General features: G+C 72.7%; 15 protein-coding genes. 7 read left to right on the plus strand and 8 right to left on the minus strand.

Annotation, left to right across the window (positions count from 1 at the left end):
• The first annotated feature begins 146 nt into the window (after window positions 1-146).
• Window positions 147-2375 carry a SigE family RNA polymerase sigma factor gene (locus Msi02_RS32350; RefSeq protein WP_204051691.1) on the plus strand — a complete coding sequence of 743 codons (2229 nt, stop codon included), beginning with the start codon at window positions 147-149 and terminating at the stop codon, window positions 2373-2375.
• 119 nt (window positions 2376-2494) lie between these two features.
• On the opposite strand, the gene Msi02_RS32355 is transcribed toward Msi02_RS32350, so the two are convergent.
• Window positions 2495-3913, minus strand: a complete 1419-nt coding sequence (locus Msi02_RS32355; RefSeq protein ID WP_239108915.1) for an MFS transporter — start codon at window positions 3911-3913, stop codon at window positions 2495-2497.
• Window positions 3914-4015: 102 nt separating this feature from the next.
• On the opposite strand from Msi02_RS32355, the gene Msi02_RS32360 reads away from it, so the two are divergent.
• Both Msi02_RS32360 and Msi02_RS32365 read left to right on the plus strand, forming a co-directional pair.
• A complete protein-coding gene (locus tag Msi02_RS32360) occupies window positions 4016-4474 on the plus strand; it encodes a MarR family winged helix-turn-helix transcriptional regulator (RefSeq protein ID WP_204051693.1) in 459 nt (152 codons plus the stop codon).
• 224 nt (window positions 4475-4698) lie between these two features.
• Window positions 4699-5901 (plus strand): sensor histidine kinase, encoded by a 1203-nt coding sequence (locus tag Msi02_RS32365; protein ID WP_239108917.1) that lies wholly within the window; start codon window positions 4699-4701, stop codon window positions 5899-5901.
• A gap of 23 nt (window positions 5902-5924) precedes the next feature.
• Here the strand turns inward: Msi02_RS32365 and Msi02_RS32370 are convergent, their stop codons facing one another.
• The 4 genes from Msi02_RS32370 to Msi02_RS32385 all read right to left on the minus strand — a co-directional run bounded on the left by Msi02_RS32370 (window position 5925) and on the right by Msi02_RS32385 (window position 10235).
• On the minus strand, window positions 5925-6743 hold the full coding sequence (locus tag Msi02_RS32370) for a VOC family protein (protein WP_204051695.1): 819 nt from the start codon (window positions 6741-6743) through the stop codon (window positions 5925-5927).
• A 146-nt stretch (window positions 6744-6889) separates the two neighbouring features.
• The gene (locus Msi02_RS32375) at window positions 6890-8077 is read right to left on the minus strand and encodes a hypothetical protein (RefSeq protein ID WP_204051696.1); all 1188 of its coding nucleotides are present in this window, start codon (window positions 8075-8077) and stop codon (window positions 6890-6892) included.
• Between the two features lie 32 nt (window positions 8078-8109).
• A complete protein-coding gene (locus Msi02_RS32380) occupies window positions 8110-9456 on the minus strand; it encodes a hypothetical protein (RefSeq protein ID WP_204051697.1) in 1347 nt (448 codons plus the stop codon).
• A 17-nt stretch (window positions 9457-9473) separates the two neighbouring features.
• A complete protein-coding gene (locus tag Msi02_RS32385) occupies window positions 9474-10235 on the minus strand; it encodes a peptidoglycan-binding protein (RefSeq protein ID WP_204051698.1) in 762 nt (253 codons plus the stop codon).
• A 121-nt stretch (window positions 10236-10356) separates the two neighbouring features.
• Between Msi02_RS32385 and Msi02_RS32390 the strand changes: the two genes are divergently transcribed.
• Together Msi02_RS32390 and Msi02_RS32395 are read left to right on the plus strand one after the other, a co-directional pair.
• Window positions 10357-12879 carry an ATP-binding protein gene (locus tag Msi02_RS32390; protein ID WP_204051699.1) on the plus strand — a complete coding sequence of 841 codons (2523 nt, stop codon included), beginning with the start codon at window positions 10357-10359 and terminating at the stop codon, window positions 12877-12879.
• 98 nt (window positions 12880-12977) lie between these two features.
• Window positions 12978-13433, plus strand: a complete 456-nt coding sequence (locus Msi02_RS32395) for a hypothetical protein (RefSeq protein WP_204051700.1) — start codon at window positions 12978-12980, stop codon at window positions 13431-13433.
• A gap of 4 nt (window positions 13434-13437) precedes the next feature.
• Here the strand turns inward: Msi02_RS32395 and Msi02_RS32400 are convergent, their stop codons facing one another.
• Window positions 13438-14652 carry an MFS transporter gene (locus Msi02_RS32400; protein ID WP_204051701.1) on the minus strand — a complete coding sequence of 405 codons (1215 nt, stop codon included), beginning with the start codon at window positions 14650-14652 and terminating at the stop codon, window positions 13438-13440.
• A gap of 58 nt (window positions 14653-14710) precedes the next feature.
• Here Msi02_RS32400 and Msi02_RS32405 point away from each other — a divergent pair, with 58 nt between their 5' ends.
• Together Msi02_RS32405 and Msi02_RS32410 are read left to right on the plus strand one after the other, a co-directional pair.
• Window positions 14711-15694, plus strand: a complete 984-nt coding sequence (locus Msi02_RS32405; protein WP_204051702.1) for an ArsR/SmtB family transcription factor — start codon at window positions 14711-14713, stop codon at window positions 15692-15694.
• Window positions 15695-15993: 299 nt separating this feature from the next.
• Window positions 15994-16218, plus strand: a complete 225-nt coding sequence (locus Msi02_RS32410; protein ID WP_204051703.1) for a hypothetical protein — start codon at window positions 15994-15996, stop codon at window positions 16216-16218.
• A 131-nt stretch (window positions 16219-16349) separates the two neighbouring features.
• Here Msi02_RS32410 and Msi02_RS32415 read toward each other — a convergent pair whose 3' ends face one another.
• Together Msi02_RS32415 and Msi02_RS32420 are read right to left on the minus strand one after the other, a co-directional pair.
• Complete coding sequence (locus Msi02_RS32415) at window positions 16350-16976, minus strand: hypothetical protein (protein WP_204051704.1); 627 nt, start codon at window positions 16974-16976, stop codon at window positions 16350-16352.
• Window positions 16977-17442: 466 nt separating this feature from the next.
• Complete coding sequence (locus tag Msi02_RS32420; RefSeq protein WP_204051705.1) at window positions 17443-18324, minus strand: helix-turn-helix transcriptional regulator; 882 nt, start codon at window positions 18322-18324, stop codon at window positions 17443-17445.
• Window positions 18325-18391 lie beyond the last annotated feature (67 nt).

An 18391-nucleotide genomic window follows, 5' to 3' on the forward strand; every position in this document is an offset into this window, starting at 1 on the left:
TGTCAGTTGATCCGGAATCACGTCATATGTGCACATCCCGCACTACGCTTGAGCGGCTGCAGAGGCGGCAGAAGACCGCCGGGCCGGGAGCGCGACGTGAACCAGACACGACACGGACCACGTCGCCGTAGGGACGAGGAGCCGCGGTGAGAGACCTGCCGGGATTCGACGCCTTCGCCGCCGACCAGGCCCAGCCGCTCGCCCGTACGGCCCTGGCGCTGACGGGCGACCCGAAGGCCGCCCGCGCGCTCGTGACGACCGCGCTCACGGCCGTGGCGGCCCGCTGGAGCACCGTACGCTGGTCGTTTCCCGCCCACGCCGCCCGTGAGGCGCTGTACGCGGCCTACCTGAAGCGCCCACGCGCCCGCGGAGCCGCACGCGGGGACGGCCACCTCACTCCCGGCACGGACGCGGCGGCCCTCGCGGAGGCGCTGACCGGGCTGACGCCACGGCGCCGCGCCCTGGTCGTGGCCTGCTTCCACGACGGGCACACCACCTGGCAGGCGGCCGGCCTGTGCCGCATGGACGCGCGGACGGCCAACACCGAGACCGTGCTCGCCGTCGCCGAACTGCGCAACCGCCTGCCCGCCTCGTTCGTCGCGGCGACACCGCCGGAGTCTCCGGCGGGAACGTCGCCGGAGTCCACGGCGGGAACGGTCCCGGACGAGACGCCCTCCGGATCCGGCGCGGACAGGAGTTCCCCGGCCTCGGAGGGGTCCGTACCGGAGGGGATGCCTCCGGAGACGGCCCGGCGACGCGCGGCGCCTGACGACGATGACGCGGATACGGGTGGCGCCACGCGCGGCGCGGCGCCCGCCCCCTCGGTCACCTCATGGGCGTCGCCGTCCCATGTCTCCGCCCCCTCGCCGACCTCATGGGCGTCGCCGTCCCCGGCGTCCGGCCCCTCGTCCACCCCCTGGACCTCGCCATGGCAGCCGGGCCACGCCACCGGACCGCCGGCCGTGCCCGTGTCCTACGCCGCGCTCCCGGAGACCAGGCTCGCGGAGACCGCGCTCCCGGAGACCGCGCTCCCGGAGACCGCGCTTCCGGAGACCGGGCCCGCGGAGATCACGTCTCTTGCGGCGCCGTTCGCCCCGCCCGCCGCACCCGCCTCTCCGCCGGAGAGCAGCGGTCCGGACCACCGGGGCGACGGCCCGTGGGAGGCGGCGCTGCGCAGGGAGCTGGCCGTCCTGTCCGCGGGGATGCCCGCGCTCGACCCCGTCCCGCTCGCCGCCGAGGCCGCGCGGGCCGGCCGGCGGCACGGCACACGACGCCGCGCCCTGGTCACCACCATGAGCGTCACGCTCACCGCCCTGGTCGTCGTACCCCTCGCCTTCGGCGCGGCGGGCCTGCTCGGGCGCGCCGGGCAGAGCGCGGACGGCGCCTCCCCCGGCGTGCTCGACGAGAGCGCCGCGGCTCCCAGGCTCCCGCCCTCGCTGCCCGCCCCCGTACGCTTCGCCTACCGGGGGTTCTGCACGGGCGACGACTGGGACGTGTTCGCCGACGAGTTCGCGGACAACGGCTGCGCCCAGTGGCGGGTGGTGGCGACCACGGGCGAGCAGTGGCGCGTGGCGGACGTGTCCCCCATCCTCAGCGACGGCTGGCAGCCCCTCCTCGCGATCAGCGGGGACGGCGACCGCATGGCCTACTTCAGCACGTCGTCGTCCGATTTCGTCGTCCTCGACCGGCGCGACACCACGGCGGAGCGGAGCGGGATGCTCCCGCTCACCGAGGACATGTCGCCTGAGGACACCCACCTGGTCATCTCGCCCAGCGGGCGGTGGATGGCCGCCGACTTCGGCCAGGGCGCCGAAGCGCCCGCGCCACGGGTGCAGAACCTCACCAGCTATCGGATCCGGACGTTGCCACGGCGGATGCGGGTCCTGGCCGTCTCCGACGACGGCACGGTGACGGCCACGGCCACGTGGGACAGCGACGCGGTTCCCGGCCGGCTCACCACCACCGTTCTGCTGCGGGTGCGGCCGGACGGGCGCACGCTGAGCCGTACGCCGATCGACTCGGCGCTGTTCGAGGCCGGCGCCGCGGTCTCCCCGGACGGACGCGCCGTCGCCGTGGCGGCCGAGCGCGCCCACCCGGCCGAGGACGACCACGGCCTGCTGGTCACGCTCGACTCCGCCACCGGCCGGGTGCTCACCCGCCGCGAGGCGGCCCTCCCCGAGGACGCGCACCTCATCGCCGTACGCGGCTGGGCGAGCGAGCACGAGGTGATCGTGGAGGCGGAGCGGATCCGCGACGATGACGACGAGGAGTACTCGGTCCACGCGGTCGACGTGCGCACCGGGGCGGCCCGGCCGATCTCGCTGGACGAGGCGGGCGGGGTGCCCGCCCTCTGGGTCCCCGGCACGCTGCGCTGACCCGGACCTGCTGATTCGGACGTGCTGACCCCGACCTGCTGACCCGGACGGCGGAAAAGGGGCGCCCCGGCGACCGGGACGCCCCCTCTGCCGACGACGGCAGGGAACCGGCGGACGGGTCAGACCGCCTCCAGCACCGGCTCCTCCCGTGCCTCGGCCGGCTGTCGCCTGAACCGGAGCCCGGTGAGGGCGACGGCCAGGCCGACAAGGGCGAACCCGGCCGAGACCACGATCGCGGCGCGGAAGCGGGCGATCGGGTCGCCGCCGTCCGCCCCCGAGGTCAGGACGGCGGTGACGATCGCCAGCACCACGGCTCCGCCGACCTGGCCGGAGGTGTTCAGCAGGCCCGAGGCGAGTCCCTGCTCCTCGTCATCGACCCCGGCGGTCGCCTGGATGTTGAGCGAGGGGAACGACAGCGCGAACGCGATGCCCAGCAGGACCATGCCCGGCAGCACCATCGTGAGCAGGCTGGGGTGGAGGTCCACCCGCAGGAACACCGCGTATCCCGCGAGCAGCGCCACCGAGCCCACCACGATCAGCCGCGCGGTGCCGAAGCGGTCGGCGAACCCGCCCATCTTGGTCGAACTGATCGCGACCAGCAGCCCGCACGGCAGGAACGCGAGGGCGGTCTCCAGGGCGCTCCAGCCCAGCAGGTTCTGGAAGTACTGCATCGCCACGAACTGGAAGCCGACGTACGAGCCGAACAGGATGACCAGGCCGAAGTTGGCCCGGGCGAGCGGCGCGGAGCGCAGGATGCCGAGCCGGACCAGCGGGTGCCGCACCCGGCGCTCCAGCCAGACGAACAGGCCGATCAGGGCGGCGGCCCCGGCGAGCGACACCACGGTGCGCGCCACGCTCACCTTGGGCGCCTCCACCACGGCGAAGACCAGGAGCAGCATGGCCGCGGTGATGGTCGCGGCGCCGAGAAGGTCCTGACCGCCCTCGCCGCGCTCCTCGCCCCGCTGGAGCAGCCGCGTCCCGGCCACCAGAGCGATGATCGCGACGGGCACCGGCATGAGGAACGTCCAGCGCCATCCGATCTCGGTGAGCACGCCGGACAGGACCAGTCCGAGCGAGAACCCGCTGGCGCCGCAGGCGGTGAAGATGCTCAGGGCCCGGTTGCGGGCGGGGCCCTCGGCGAAGGTCGTGGTGATGATGGACAAGGCGGCGGGCGCGGTGAACGCGGCGCTGACGCCCTTCACGAAACGGGCCGCGATCAGCAGCGTCCCGTCGTTCATCAGCCCGCCGAGCAGCGAGGCGACCGCGAAGACGGCCAGGGCGGTCAGGAAGACCCGGCGGCGGCCGAGCAGGTCGGCGGTCCGGCCCCCGAGCAGCAGCAGACCGCCGTACCCCAGCACGTAGCCGCTCACCACCCACTGCAGCGAGGAGGTGGACATCCCGAGATCGGCCTGGATGGACGGGAGCGCCACCCCGACCATCGACACGTCAAGGGCGTCGAGGAACACGACGGCGCAGAGGACGGTGAGGGCACCCCACAGGCGGGCCCCCCAGCGCTCGTCCTGAGTGGAGGAAGTCATGTCACGGCAACTTACATGCACATGCATTCAATGCACAAGCAATTAATGCGTTTGCATCTAATGCGTGCGCATGGTATGGTCGCGCCCAGAAAGGCGGCTCGCATGAACGACACCGACACCGGCTTCGTGGTCATGGCCTGGCGCGAACTGCTCGCCCGGCACGCGGAGGTGTCGTGCGCGCTGGAGCGGGAGCTGAGCGACAAGCACGGGCTCGGCGTGAGCGAGTTCGAGGTGCTTGAGCGCCTCGTGGAGGGCCAGTCCCTCTGCACGGAGCCGGATACGGTCAAGTTCCGCGTGCAGGAGCTCGCCGGCCAGGTCCACCTGAGCCAGAGCGCGCTGTCGCGCCTCATCGCCCGGCTGGAACGTGAGGGACTGGTCGCCCGCGCGCTGTGCGAGGCGGACCGGCGCGGGGTGTTCGTGCACGTCACCGAGGAGGGCCGGCGACGGCACGCGGAGGCGACCCCCACCCATCGGGCCGTCCTGTCCGCGCACCTGTTCCCCCACCTCGTGAACGCCGGCTACGCGCCGCCCGTATCGGACGAGGCGTCCCGCCCCGCCTGATCGGGCGCCGGTCCACGGCACGTGAGCAGGCACGACGCGCCCTCTGCGCTGCCCGTGTCCATCGCCCGTGTCCCGTCCGGGCGGGACAACCGCCACGCCGGAAGGGGACGGCGGGCTCATGCGAACCGGGACAGAGCTCGGTCATCGTTCTCGGTAGGCGGCGGATGGTCCGCCGGCCACCGAGGAGTGCCCGTCGTGAGCTCGTCCCCCACCCCGTACAGGCCATGTGGGCCTCGGCCGTGATCGCCCTGGCGGCGCCGGCCGCCGCGATCGCACCTGCCGGCGTGCTCGTCTCCGCCACGGCCGCGTCGCCGGTCACCGGTCTCGGTCTGGCCGGCGTCGGCGCCGCCGGACTCGTGGGCGTCCTGGCCGCCGGGCTGTCCGGCAGTCTCCTCCCCCGCGTGTGGCGCGCACTGCGGCACCGGACACAGAGGATGCCGTACGGCGGCGCGGGCGATCCCCGGCTCCTCGCCGAAGAGCTCGTCGACCGGCTGCGCCAGGCGGGGCCGGTCGAGGCACTGGAGTCCGTGGTCGCCGCCCTCCATGACGGCCTGGGCGTCACCGGCGTGGCCGTGGAGGTCACCGACGGGCTGCCCGGCCCTCTGGAGTGCGGCGACGTCGGCGCCGACCCCCGGCGGATCCCTCTCGTCTGGCACGGCGAGCTGGTGGGCAGCCTCCTCATCGGTTCGCGGGGACCGCGCCGGTTCTCTCTCGCGCACGACCGCGTGCTGGCCGCGCTCGCGCCCTACGCCGCCGACGCGGCGCACGCGGTGCGGGTGTCCGCCGACCTGCGGCGCTCGCGGGAGCGCGTACTCGCCGCGCGGGAGGAGGAACGCCGGCGGATCCGCCGCGACCTGCACGACGGCCTCGGCCAGACGCTGAGCACGATGGCCATGACGATCAACATGGCCAGGGTCATGCTGAAGGACTCGGCACCGGCCGCCGACACCCTGCTCGCCGACCTGCGCACGGGAATGGACGCCGTCGCGGGAGACATCCGCAGGCTCGTGTACGGCCTGCGTCCCCCGGCGCTGGACGGCCTCGGCCTGGAGGGGGCGATCCGGGCACTCGCCGGGGAGGGACCGCCCGCGATCCGGGTCACGGTGTCGGGCGACCTGGCCGGTCTGCCGCCCGCCGTGGACACGGCCGTCTACCGCATCGTGCAGGAGGCGCTCACCAACGTCCGCAGGCACGCCCGCGCCGGCGCGGCGGAGGTGGAGGTGACGCGGACCGGCACGTTGCGAGTCCGGATCAGCGACGACGGCGCCGGACTGCCCCCGGCGGCACGTTCCGGAGTCGGGACGACCTCCATGCGCGAGCGTGCGGCCGAACTCGGCGGCACCTGTGCGCTCACCTCCCGGCCCGGCGGCGGAACCGTGGTCGAGGTCCTGATCCCGCTGCCGGTCGACGCCCGGCACCACGTCTGATCAACGTGGGTCGGACGGTCACATCAGACGGTCACAAGGGGCACGCCGTCCGCGTCCACCAGCACGCCGTTCCGGGCCACCCTCGCGCCCGCCTCCGTCAGCCGCGAGGCCGCCTCCTCCGGGTCCCGGACGGCGATGGCGATGTGCCGGAAGCCCCGCCGGCACGGGTCGGGGGTCCAGGGGCTCGCGGTCGTCGGGGCGGTGAACGTGAACACCTCCAGGACCGCGTCCCCGGCCAGCATGTACGTGATCAGGAAGCCTCGCGGGTCCTGGTCCTGCGCTATCTGGCCGATGACCTCGTAGCCGAGCGTGTCCCGGTAGAAGGCCAGCGCGGCGTCGAGGCCGGCGGACGTGACCGCCACGTGGTCGAAGACCGGCGGCGCCGTACGCGGCCTGCTCAGGGCGGCCAGCCGTTCCCGCTCGGCCAGTTGCGGCGAGGCGACCCGGTGATACCGGAGGTGGTTGTCGGTGATCTCCAGGTGGGTGCCGTCCGGGTCCTGGAAGAACGCGATGCGCACGCCGCCGACCGCGTCGAGCGGCGGCAGCGTGAAGGGCACCCCGGCGTCGCGGACGCGCTCGGCCCGCAGATCGACGTCGCCGACCTTGAAGCCGATGTGCCGGATGCCGCGCTGGAGGTCGTCGTTCACCCAGCCGCCGAGATCGCCGTCGCCCGTCTCCACCAGCTTGAGCAGCACGGACCCCGCCGGCAGCCATGCGACGCCCGCACTTTCCGCCGGCCCCTCGGCGGGGGTGAGATCCAGCAGATCGCGGTAGAAGTCGAGCGAGCGGGCCAGGTCGGCGACGCCGATCTCGACATGCCGGATGCCTTTGTGATCTGACACGGTTCCCAAAACTACTCCAACCCCTCCACCAGGGGCCGGGCGTCGCGATACGGGCAGGGCCCGCCGATGGTGATCGCCGGCGTGACCGCGAGCCGGAAACGACGGTCCGCCCCCCTGCTTCCGGCTCGCTCTCATGACCCGCCCCCCTACGGAGCCGGGCAGGCGGGAACGACGGCGGCGAGCCAGGCGACGACCTGCGGGTCGGCGCGGGTCAGGCGGGTGCCGTCGAACGCGCCCTCGCCCGCCACCCTGAAGGGACCGAAGGCGACGGTGGCGCCGCTGCCGGCCTTGTCGCGGTCGGCGTCGCTCCATTCGGCCTCGACCACGAGGTCGCGCACCACGAGCATCCGGGTGGTGAGGACCGGCATCAGCCCCTTGTTGTCCGTGAGCAGCCCGGTGGACAGGCCGTGCGCGGGGAGGCCGGGAATGATCCAGCCGCTGAGGTGGCACAGCTGCGGCTCCAGCCAGGGCCGGCGCAGTCCCACGACCCGGTAGTCGAAGGACAGCCGGAACCGGGAGGTCGTCCGGCTCTCCTTCCCGGTCGTCTCGACGGCCCTGGACACCGTGAAGACGTCCCTCCACATCAGCCCCTCGGGCGGCGCGACCGGCTTCCTCGCCCGGATCCCCTCCAGGAGCTTCAGCACGCGCGTGTCGCCCAGAACCGATCGCCGCCGAGCCGGGATGACGAGCTCCCGCTGCCCGAATGTGTCCCGCGGTTCGAGGCGGTCCGGCAGTTTGAGCAGGTCCGGTTCTTCGAAGGGGTCCAGACCGCTCCGCTGCGGCTCCAGCGGATCGATCTCGCGCCAGACCAGCTCCGGGATCTCCTCCGGGACGAACAGGTCCGGAGCGGCCTGGGGCACCGGATCGGCGTCCTCGCCGCCGACCCGGAACGACGCGGAGCTCCACCCAGCGGGGCCGAGCCAGTCGGCCGGCGTGGCCGACACCGGGTGGTACAGGTCCGCGGGCAGATCGAGCCGGGCCAGGGCCATGAGCTCGAAATCGGCCCGGTTGTCGGCGATGACCCTGGCAACGGTCGCGCGCACGGGGTCGTCGGCCGGCCCGGTCGGCAGCGCGCTGGTCAGCACGAAGTTCCAGATGTCGTCGTAGAAGCCCCCGGTGTCCAGGAAGGACGGGGCGGCGGCGGGGATCGCGTTGGCGAGGTCGGCCATGGCCTCCCTGGCCTCGGCGCCTGTCAGGGAGGCCATGGCCCCGACGTCCTTGCCTGCGGGTTCGAGGATCACCATCGACGAGGAGCCCACGAGGCTGTCTGCGGGCGCCAGCAACTGGGCCAGATGGGCGTACAGCTGGGCTCCGGCCGTTTCCGCTCCGGACACTGTCGTCCCCTTTCTCGGCTACATGTTCTCGGCTACTTGGGCGGGCATGGATCCACCTTGGTGCACACGAAACCGAGCACCTGGATGTCCGGGATCACGAAGCCCTGGCCGGTCCGCTGCGCGCCGAACTTGTCGCTGGTCGAGCTGTGGCTGTAGTTCCCCGAGACGGCGAACGGCCCGTAGCCGACGCTGGCCGAGCCGCTGATGGCCGAGTCGATGTGCTCGGAGTCCTGGTGAGACCAGTTCGCCGACACGCGCACGTCGCGGACGATCACCAGCGCCTGCGGGATCAGCGGCATGAGCGGGTCGGGCCCGCCGGCGATGCCACCAGCCCCGGTCATCGTGCCGACGTCCCAGTTCGGCAGCTTGAACAGCGTGCCGTCCATCCACTTGCGATAGACGGGGCAGATCCGCCAGCGGAAGGAGAGGCTGACGTCGGTCGTGTCGCCGCTCATGCTCACGCGGCTGTCGGAGGACGACACCCCGCCGCCGAAGCTCCACAGGCCGACGCTCACCTGGGCCGACGCGCCCCACGAGGTCGCCTCGGCGGAGAAGTCGCTCTTCAGCGTCGACTCGGAGAAGGTGAACTGCGGCCAGGTGGAGGCGTCGGCTCCCGCCCAGTCCGAGGGGGAGATCGTCGTCCTGAAGAAGGTCTCCTGGAGCTCGTTCACGAGCTCGTACGCCAGCAGGCGGAACTGGGCGTCGGCGAAGGCCCGCGCCACCTGGCTCCTGTTCTGGGTGGCGAGCTCCCCCTTCACGGCGGCGACCTCGTCCCGGCCGGCGGCGCCCCAGTCGGCGAAGGCCCGCTTGGGCCGCTGGAGCGCCTGGGCGCCGACGACCGGCCAGACCTTCTTGAGGTTCGGGTCGGCCTGGGCGGCGGCCCACTGGCCCACGTACGCCATGTAGGCGTCCTGGTAGTTGTTGAACGCCTGCTGCTCCTTGTCCGCCAGCGCCGTCGGGCGCTCGACGTCCCGGCCCTCGTCGTCCTTGACCCTCTCGACGAGCACCTTCTTCAGCTCGTCGCGCCGGCGCTGCACCTCGGGCGGGGGCGGCGGCTCGGTGACGTTCACCATCCTGACCATCTTCGAGTAGACGTCCGAAACCGAACGCCCGGTCGGCGAGTACATGTGGTTCATCGCCGGGATCTCGTCGACGAGGGAGGCGATGTTGAAGGCCGCCTGGATGCTGCCGTCGGTGTTGCCGGGCGACCACGGGTTGCGGTAGTCGGCGGCGTTGAGGACCATGCCGCGCTGCGCCAGCACGAACATGGTCTTGTCGCTTTCGAAGGCCGAGGGCATCCCGGAGTTCGGGTCGGCCCCGCTGATGACCTGGAAGATGCGGTCGTAGAGGGTGAGCGCGATGCGTTCGTCGAGGGACATGCTTGACCTCCGATGAGTTAGATACCGGTGTGGGAGACACCGATGCCGTCCAGGGCGGCGCCGAGCGCGGACCGCGTCTCGTCGCCGAGTTCCCCGTCCGACTCCGACAGGCCGTTGTCGGACTGGAACTGCGCGATGGCCCCGATGGTCCGCCGGCCGATCCGGCCGTCGACCGGGCCGGGGTCGTAGCCGAGCGTCGCCAGCGCCGCCTGCACGCCCGAGGTCACCGTCAGGTCGATCACCCCGTCGGCGAAGGTGCCGTTGGCCCGGCCGGCGATCTCGTCCCAGCGCAGCCCCTGGCACGCGCGGTCGACGGCGGCCTGCAGGTCGCCGACCGTGATGAAGCCCTTGTGGTCCCGGTCGAAGCCCTGGTTGGGGCCGTAGGCGAAGGTGTTCGGGCCGTCCTTGCCACAGATCACCACGTCGAAGTCCGAGCCGAGGCCGAGCGTGGCGGGCAGGAAGGTGGCCTGGTAGAGGCGGGCGGCGGAGCTCAGGTCCTGGTGGACGTACGGCGTGAAGTACCGCTCCACGAAGGGCATCTGCTCCTCGGCGCTCAGGCTCCTGAACGCGTCGTGGCCCTCGGTCCAGCCGAGGTTGACGAGGGTCTGCGGCATGAACTGGATCAGGCCGCTGGCGTCGCCGTTCGGGTTGTGCGCCGCGGCGTTGACCCCGCTCTCGTTCATCATCACGCCCAGCAGGTCGAGTGGCGCGCAGCCGAGGGCGCCGGACGTGGCCGTGACGGCCTCGAAGAAGCCGTCGGAGAGGTCTGACGTCAGCATGGGGGCTCCTTCCCCTGTTCGCTGGAAGCGGCGTTCGCTGGAACGACTTCGAGTGTTGGAGCGCCCGGAAACCGGTTGCCGGATGTTGACGAAACTGGACGGCTCCCTGCACCGTCGTGATGTGGCGGCGCTACCGAGACCTCGGCTGCCGGACGGTCCGGTCCGTCAGCTCTTCGACGCCTTGCACGACCTGCACCATCAGGCGGGCTGGCCCAGCCTGCGCGAGATGGCGGGCGAGGTCGGCTGCAGCCGTACGACGATCTCGGCGGCGTTCTCCACGGCGAGGGTCCCCCGGTGGGGGCTGCTGGAGCTGATCGTGGAGACCCTGCACGGCGACGTCGAGCACTTCCACCGGCTCTGGCTGGCCGCCACGACGCCCCGGCCGCCCGCGGCCGCCGAGACCGCGGCGTCCGCCACGGCGCCCGCCGCGGTGCCGCGCCAGCTTCCCACCGACGTCCGGGGGTTCACGGGGCGCGCCCACGAGCTCGCCGCCCTGGATCCCCTCCTGCGCCCCTCGGGCCCCGCCGCCATCGCGTTGGTCTCCGGCCCGGCGGGAGTCGGCAAGACGGCCCTGGCCGTGCACTGGGCCCACCGCGTCGCGGCGCACTTCCCCGACGGCCAGCTTTACCTGAACCTGCGCGGCTACGACCCGGACCAGCCGATGGAGCCCGGCGAGGCCCTGGAGACGCTCCTGCGCGCCCTGGGCGTGCCGGACTCGGCCATCCCGCAGCGCGAGAGCGAGCGCGCCGCGCGGCTGCGCACGCTGACGGCCGATCGCCGCATGCTGGTCCTCCTGGACAACGTCCACACGGTGGCACAGGTGCGCCCGCTGCTGCCCGGGTCCGGCTCCTGCCTGGTCCTGATCACCAGCCGCGACACCCTGCCCGCCCTGGTCGCCAGGCACGGCGCCGTACGGATCGGCCTCGACCTGCTCAGCGGGCAGGAGGCGGTGGCGCTGCTGCGCACGCTGCTCGGCGGGCGGGTGGACGCCCAGCCGGGGCAGGCGGCGGCGCTGGCGGAGCTGTGCGCGCGGCTGCCGCTCGCCCTGCGCGTGGCGGCGGAGCTGGCGATTGCCCGTCCCCGCCTCACCCTCGCGGACCTGGTGGGCCAGTTGCGCGACGAGTCGCGCAGGCTCGACCTGCTCGCGGCGGGAGACGACGAGTACACGGCCGTCCGCGCCGTCTTCTCCTGGTCGCGCAGGAACCTGTCGGCCGCCGCGGACCGCGCCTTCCTCCTCCTGAGCGTCCACCCGTACGCCGACCTCGACCTCCTCGCGGTCGCCGCCCTCCTGGGGACCGATCAAACCGTCGCCGCCCGGCTGGTGGACGTCCTGTGCCAGAGCCACCTGGTGGAGGAGACGACCACGGGCCGCTACAGCATGCACGACCTGCTCCGCGCGTACGGGGCCGAGCAGGACCACGCCGACGCCGCGCCGGCGCTCACCCGGCTGGCCGATCACTACCTGGCCGCCGTGCCGTCACACGATGGCAACTGGCTGGAGCGCGAGCTGCCCAACCTGCTGACCCTGGCGCGTACGCGACCGAGCCACGCGGGCCCGCTCTCGGCCGCGCTGTCCGGCCATCTCGACACGCGGGGGCAGTTCGGCGCCGCACTGGCGCTGCACGGCCACGCGCTCGAGGCCGCGGACTCTCCCGAGGAACGGGCCTGCGCGTTGAACAGGCTGGGCGTGACCCACCGGCGGCTCGGCGACTACGCCGCCGCGGAAGAACGCCACCGGGCGGCGCTGAGCCTGTACCGGGGCGGCGGCGACCTGGCCGGGCAGGCCGAGGCGCTGCACGGGCTGGGCATCGTGTGCTGGCGCGGCGGGCGCTACACCGAGGCCCGCGACCACCTGCTGGAGGCGCTGGCCCTGCGGGAGGCGCTGGGCGATCGGACGGCGCAGGGGACCGTCCTCTACAGCCTTGGCACGGTCCATCTCCAGCTCGGCGAGTATCGGCAGGCCATCGCCCACCATGTGCGCGCACTCGGCCTGCACCGCGACACCGGCAACCAACTCGGCGAGAGCCGCGCCCTCAACAATCTCGGGGCCGCGTACGAGCGGCTGGGCCGCCTGGGCGAGGCGCAGGAGCACTACGAGCAGGCGCTCGCGCTGAACCAGAAGATCGGCAACCAGGTGGGCGTGGCCGTCGCGCTCACCAACCTCGGCAACGTCCGCACGAAGCTGGGCCACTGGGACGAGGCACGCCTCTGCCACGACTCGGCACTGCCCATCTATCTGGAGGCCGGTTACCGGGTGGGTGAGGCCGACAGCCGGTGCGGACTGGGCTCGCTCGAACTGCGGCAGGGGCGGCACCGGGAGGCGCTGGAGCAGTTCCACCTGGCCGTGACGACGGCGCGGGAGATCGGCGAGGCCGAGACGGAGACCAGCGCCCTGGTCGGCCTGGGCGACACGCTGAGCGCCATGGGCCAGCGGGAGGCGGCGCAGGCTCACTACGACGCCGCGCTCGCCCGCGTCGCCGCGACCGGCGACCGTTACGAGGAGGCCAGGGCTCTGGTCGGGATCGCCCGCCTGCACGGCGGCACGCCGCGGGCCGCCGAGGCGTGGCGGCGGGCGCTCACGCTCTTCGACGAGCTGGACCTCCCCGAGGCGGACGAGGTGAGACGGCGCCTGGCCGAATTCTGAACCGCCGTTCTGAACCGTCCATTTTCGTCAACCTTCGTCAGTCGGAGTCACCATGCCGCGATACTCGGAGAACAGCCGATGGACGAGAGGAATTCGCGATGACCATCTCTCTGGACGAGGCGGCTCGGGTCGGTTGGGCGGTGGAAGCCTTCCTGAACAGGCCCGATCTGGACGGGGACGACGGGAGCCCCGCCGAGGTCCGGATCCGTGCGCTGCTGCGCGCGGGTGACTATCTCAACGCCGTCGGGCTGATCAGCGAGACCTTCCTCGACCGGCTACGGGACTTCGTCCAGGACACCCCGACCCAGGCCCACAAGGAACTGGACGACACCGTGGGGGGTGTGCTGCTGACGGTCGCGCGGTATCACCCCCGGGAGGGCGCACTCGACGCGCTCCTCGCCGTCGCGCGGGCCGCCGTGGACGGCCACGCCCACGGCGGCCCGCAGGGCGCCCAGGCCCTCGCCGCGATCGCCGCGATCGCGGCCCTGGCGCGCGCCCAGGAACCCGCCGCGTTCGCCCACAAGGAGTCCATAACGTTCGCGCACAAGGAGTAGAGCGTCACCGGCGGGGCCGAGCCGCCTCGTCGGCAGGCGTGGAGGAGCCGACCTCCGTGGCCGCGTCGGCCCGCAGGCCCGGTGCCAGCGCGAGGGTGACCGCGACGGAGGCCACCGCCATCACGCCCATGGCGGCAGCGGCCGAGGTGAACTGGGCCACCGCCCCCGCGACCGCCGCGCCGACCCCCTGCATGGTGAGCACGCCGGACGACTGCAGCCCGAGCGCCTGCCCGCTCATCTCCTCCGGGGTGACGGCCATGAGGCGTTCCTGGAGCAGCAGGCTGGCCGAATATCCGGCCGAGGCGAGCACGACGGCGGCGACCGCGACCGGCAGTGACGGGTGGAGGAGGAAGACCAGGTACGGCACGGCGAGCAGCAGCCGCAGCGGAGCGCTGAGCCGCTCGCGCCACCACCTGGGGACGAACCGTCCCATCAGCGTGTCCCCGGTGAGCATCCCGGCGGCGGCGCAGGCGAACAGCAGCCCGGCGTGCCGGGAGTCGTAGGCGACGTACAGCGACTCGCAGCCGACGATCAGGCCGTTCGGCACCCACAGCGCGAGGTAGAGGCGGCGGCGCGCCCCTGACGACCAGAGCGCACGGTTGATCCGCCAGGTCTCCGCGGGCGAGGGCCGTCCCTGCGCGCGGGGCGGGCGGGCGGTGAGCCCCCACCGGGCGACGGCCGCGGCGGCGAGGTACAGCCCCGCCCCGGCGAGCAGGGTGCCGCGCGGGGACAACACGCTCACGAGCACGCCTCCCGCGACGAAGCCGATGATCTGCTGCACGCCGACCGACATGCTGAGCACCGAGCGGCCGAGCAGATAACCGTCCCTGGGCAGGATCTCGTTGAGCAGCCCGAACCGGACTCCGCCGCCGAGGGAGGCGGCGAGCCCCATGCCGAGGACCACGGCGAACACGGCCCCCAGCGGCAGCCCGGGCACGGCGAGCGCGGCCGTGCCAGCGCAGTGGACCAACGCAAGCGCCGTCATCGCGGCGCGCGGAGGCAGCCGGTCGGCGGCCGACAGCAGCACCGTCGCCCCGAGCACCTGTGCGAAGGACGCGCCGAACATGCTCAGGGCCGACAGCAGCGGCGACCCCGTCGCCCCGTACACCAGCGTGCCGAGCGCCAGGCCGCTCACGGTCGACGCCGCCACCTGGGCGGACGCGACGGCGAACAAGGGCGTGAATTCGGGGGTGCGAAACAGTTCCCGATATGTGCGCATGACGGGAGCCTCGATCACCGCCGCCCTGCGCCGTTATTGTTTCGCGGGGAGGCGAAACATGGGCTGGTGGCTGGTCAACGCCGACACCCTCGCGGAGAGCCGGTTCGTGATCTCCCCGCTGGCCGAGGCCACGGCCTGCCTGTTCACGCTGGAGAGGGCGTCGGCGGCGCATCCGGGCGAACGGGAATGGCTCGACACACACCTGCCCGCCTACCGGTCCCGCCTGGCCGGGGACCCGATCACGGCGCTGCTGTTGAAGGCCGCGCGGGGACGCAACTGGACCGCCGACTTCCTCACACCCGCTCCGACCGGCGAGGGCGAGGCCTCCTTCGAGGAGGAAGTGGCCCGCGTCCGCGCGACCCCGCCCGAGATCGCACACGCCGACATCGAGGTGGCGCTGCGCGGCCCGTTGCCGGAGCCGCTGCGCCGTACCGACCTGCCCGAGCGGGCGGCCGGCCTGCTGGAGTGGGTGTGGACCCGAACCGTGCTGCCCGACTGGCCGCGGCGCCGGCGGATCATGGAGGCCGACATCGTCGCCCGCGTGGGCCATGTGAGCCAGGGCGGGTGGGCCGCCGCGCTGAACGACATGCGCAAGGGCATGCGCTGGCTCGGCGGCAACCGGCTGCAGATCAACACCTACGACTACCCGCCGAGGCAGATCGGCGGGGCAAGGCTGATGTTCGTCCCGGTCACCCCCCGCCAGGCGTGGACCGCCTGGACGGCGGGCCGGCACTACGCCCTGGTCTACCCCTGCTCGGGCACGCTGGCCGAGCCTGGGCGGGCGCCGGTGCCCGAGGCGCTCGGCAGGCTGCTCGGCCCGGCGCGGGCGCGGGTGCTCGTGCTGCTCGCCGCGCCGAAGAGCACCACCCACCTCGTGGCGCTGACCGGCCAGGGGCTGGGGTCGGTGGGCCGCCACCTCAGGGTGCTCCTCGACGCCGGTCTCGTACGGCGCCGCCGGGCCGCGAGATCGGTCCTGTATTACCGCACGCCCCTCGGCGACGCCCTCGCGGCGAGCGACGCGGATGCCGGTTCGGGACAGTGAACGTAGCGGCAACGCCCGGCGCGCCGCGATCGTGTCCACCGCGGAGAACATGGGCGGGTTGGGACTCGGCGCCGTCATGGCCGACGTGTTCGCCGAGTACGGCCCCCACCCCACGCACCTGGTCTTCTGGGTCTACCTGGCGACGCTGGCGCCCGCGCTCCTCGCCGTCGCGATCACACCCGAAACCATCGCGGTCCGCGGACGGCCCCTCCCTGGCCGTGCGCCGGTTCCTGGTCGCCCTGGTCTCCCAGCTCGCCGCCCCGGCGCGGTGGCTGTCCGGCCGCTGACCGGCGCCGCTGTTGCTCGTCGCGGGCGTCGCCGTCGTCCACGCCGCGCTGTGGCCCCGGTCGCTGCCGCTGTTCGTCGCCGGCACGATCCTTGCGGGCGCCGGCGTCGGGCTGCTGTTCCGCCGCGGCGTCGCCGTCACCCAGGGGCTGGCCGACCCGCGGCGCCGGGCGGATCTGCTGTCCACCTACTTCCCGGCCGCCTACACCGGGTCGATCGTCCCGAGCCCGAATTCCTGACACGGCCCCGTCCCCCGGCCGGCACGTGGGAGAGCGGGCAGGTGGACAGGACGCGACTCATCCAGCAGCACCTGGCCATGGTCCTGGGAAAACGACGGCGGCGACGCCTGGGACACTTTGCTCGGTGCCGGTTACAGCACCCTGCCACGCCGGGCGGCGCGGGCGTAGTCGTGCAGGGATACGCCGATTGTCGGCCGCTGACGCAGGAACTCATCGACGATGCTCTCGACCACGTCCGAGTAGGTGATGTGCCAGTGGCCCAGCCCGTGCAGAGCGCTCTCGACGCAGGCGGCGTTCTCACTGGACAGCATGTCACGCATGACCCCGAGCAGCACCTCGTCGATCCTGTGCGCGACGGGGTCATCCGGCCTGCCCCAGGTGGGAAAGACGTCCCACCACATGTAGCAGATGGTATTCAGGGCATTTTCCACCGAGTCGCCGTTCTCGCCGTGACTCAACACGTTCTGACACAGGGGTTCGAACAACTGGGCGTACAACCGCCCGATCGCGGCGGCGCACCGGACTCGCAGGTCCTCGGGCACGGACGGGTTGTACAGCTCGCGGAACAGCCCGGAGTCGCCCGCAAGGAACCACAGGCCATCCGCGATCTGCCGGGTCGAGTACGTCTCCGCCACCCGACCGGCGGCGTTGAGGAATTCCGTTAGCGAGAGCACGGTGTCGAGGGGCTCGTCCAGGAAGTCGCCGTCGTCCCGCAGGACGAACATGCGCTGAGTCCACGCTTCGAGATCGATTGCCACCCCCGGACTGTCTCATCCCGCCGAGGGCATGCATAGCTGCTGGCGGTCTTGGCGCTCACGCCGGCGAGGATGTCTGCGTCACCACCAACGGCCACGGGGGCTACGTCAAGGCCTCCTTCATCGTGCAGGGTTGCGACCGCGGCACCTTCGGCTCCGACTGCGGCCCCTGGAGCATCCCTACCTCTGTCAAGGTCCCCCTCTAACGGCTCGTCGCAACGTGACTGCCGTGCCGTCGGAGGAAGATCCCACGATGTGATGGCCATCAGAGACTTCAACTCTCGGCCTACCGTCAAAGCCCCGCTTTCGCCCGCGCCCCGGGGACGGGTCTGTCGATGGCTCTACGGTTCTCGCTCGGGGATCTGCTCGGTCCCGTCGCCCGGAATCTCCTGTGAGGAGCCGGGCGTTCCCTGAAACCCCCAGAGCCGATGCCGGCGCTGCTCCCGCGTCATGTTCACCAGCCATTCGGCTAAGGCGCGACGGTGAGGTACGTCAGCCGTTCGAGGAGATCCCGGCCCCGGCTGTCCACGGGGTTGTAGACGACCAGGCGCGCCCCGGGCTGGTCCGCCAGCCAGAGTGTGGTGGACGCGAGGCGGAGACGGCCGACCACGGGATGGCGGAAGTTCTTGATCTTCGAGGAGTTCGAGGCGACGTCGTGCCGGTCCCACAGCCGGCGGAACTCCTCGGACCGTCCGTACAGCTCGTCGACCAGGGCCTGCCAGGCGGGATCGCCGACGTGCGCGGCGAAGTTCCTGCGGAACCTTGCGACGCACTGCGTGCCGGTCTCGGTGTCGTAGCCGCCCACCAGCTCGCGTATCGACCGTTCGACGAACAGCAGCCACAGCATGTTGCGGCGGTGCGGTGGCAGCCGGGCGAAGTCACCCATCAGCGTGGCGCAGGAACGGTTCCACGCCAGGAGGTCGTACCGGGCGGAGACGGCGTAGGCGGGCAGCGGGTCGAGGCCGTCGAGGATGGCCGACAGCGACGCGGCGATGACCTCGTCCTCGCTGACGACGGTGGGTGCGGGCAGTCCCGCCAGGGTGAACAGATGGCCGACCTCGTCGTTGTCCAGCCGCAGCGCCCGGGCGACCGCGTCGATCACCTGGGCCGAGACGTTGATCGGCCGCCCCTGCTCCAGCCAGGTGTACCAGGTCACTCCGACGCCGGCGAGCTGGGCGACCTCCTCCCGGCGCAGGCCGGGCGCCCTGCGGCGCCCCGTGGACGGCAGGCCCACCGCTTCCGGCGCGAGCCGGTCCCGTCTCGACCGCAGGAAGGCGCCGAGCTCCTGCCGCCGCGCGGCGTCGGCGTCCCGACGTGCTCCCGGCCCGATGCCGGGGCTCGTGACCGTCACGATGCCAGCATGCCGCCCTCGGCGGCACGGAACCAGGGGTGTGCCAGTACCAGGATCAACCGGCTTC

Origin of the sequence: Microbispora siamensis, from assembly GCF_016863095.1 — a bacterium.
Taxonomy (GTDB): domain Bacteria; phylum Actinomycetota; class Actinomycetes; order Streptosporangiales; family Streptosporangiaceae; genus Microbispora; species Microbispora siamensis.

What these genes read in the sequence shown, in the direction of transcription:
- Msi02_RS32355 (WP_239108915.1), bottom strand. Translation starts at nt 3,913, where the DNA reads ATGACTTCCTCCACTCAGGACGAGCGCTGGGGGGCCCGCCTGTGGGGT.
- Msi02_RS32360 (WP_204051693.1), top strand. Translation starts at nt 4,016, where the DNA reads ATGAACGACACCGACACCGGCTTCGTGGTCATGGCCTGGCGCGAACTG.
- Msi02_RS32365 (WP_239108917.1), top strand. Translation starts at nt 4,699, where the DNA reads ATGTGGGCCTCGGCCGTGATCGCCCTGGCGGCGCCGGCCGCCGCGATC.
- Msi02_RS32380 (WP_204051697.1), bottom strand. Translation starts at nt 9,456, where the DNA reads ATGTCCCTCGACGAACGCATCGCGCTCACCCTCTACGACCGCATCTTC.
- Msi02_RS32385 (WP_204051698.1), bottom strand. Translation starts at nt 10,235, where the DNA reads ATGCTGACGTCAGACCTCTCCGACGGCTTCTTCGAGGCCGTCACGGCC.
- Msi02_RS32395 (WP_204051700.1), top strand. Translation starts at nt 12,978, where the DNA reads ATGACCATCTCTCTGGACGAGGCGGCTCGGGTCGGTTGGGCGGTGGAA.
- Msi02_RS32400 (WP_204051701.1), bottom strand. Translation starts at nt 14,652, where the DNA reads ATGCGCACATATCGGGAACTGTTTCGCACCCCCGAATTCACGCCCTTG.
- Msi02_RS32405 (WP_204051702.1), top strand. Translation starts at nt 14,711, where the DNA reads ATGGGCTGGTGGCTGGTCAACGCCGACACCCTCGCGGAGAGCCGGTTC.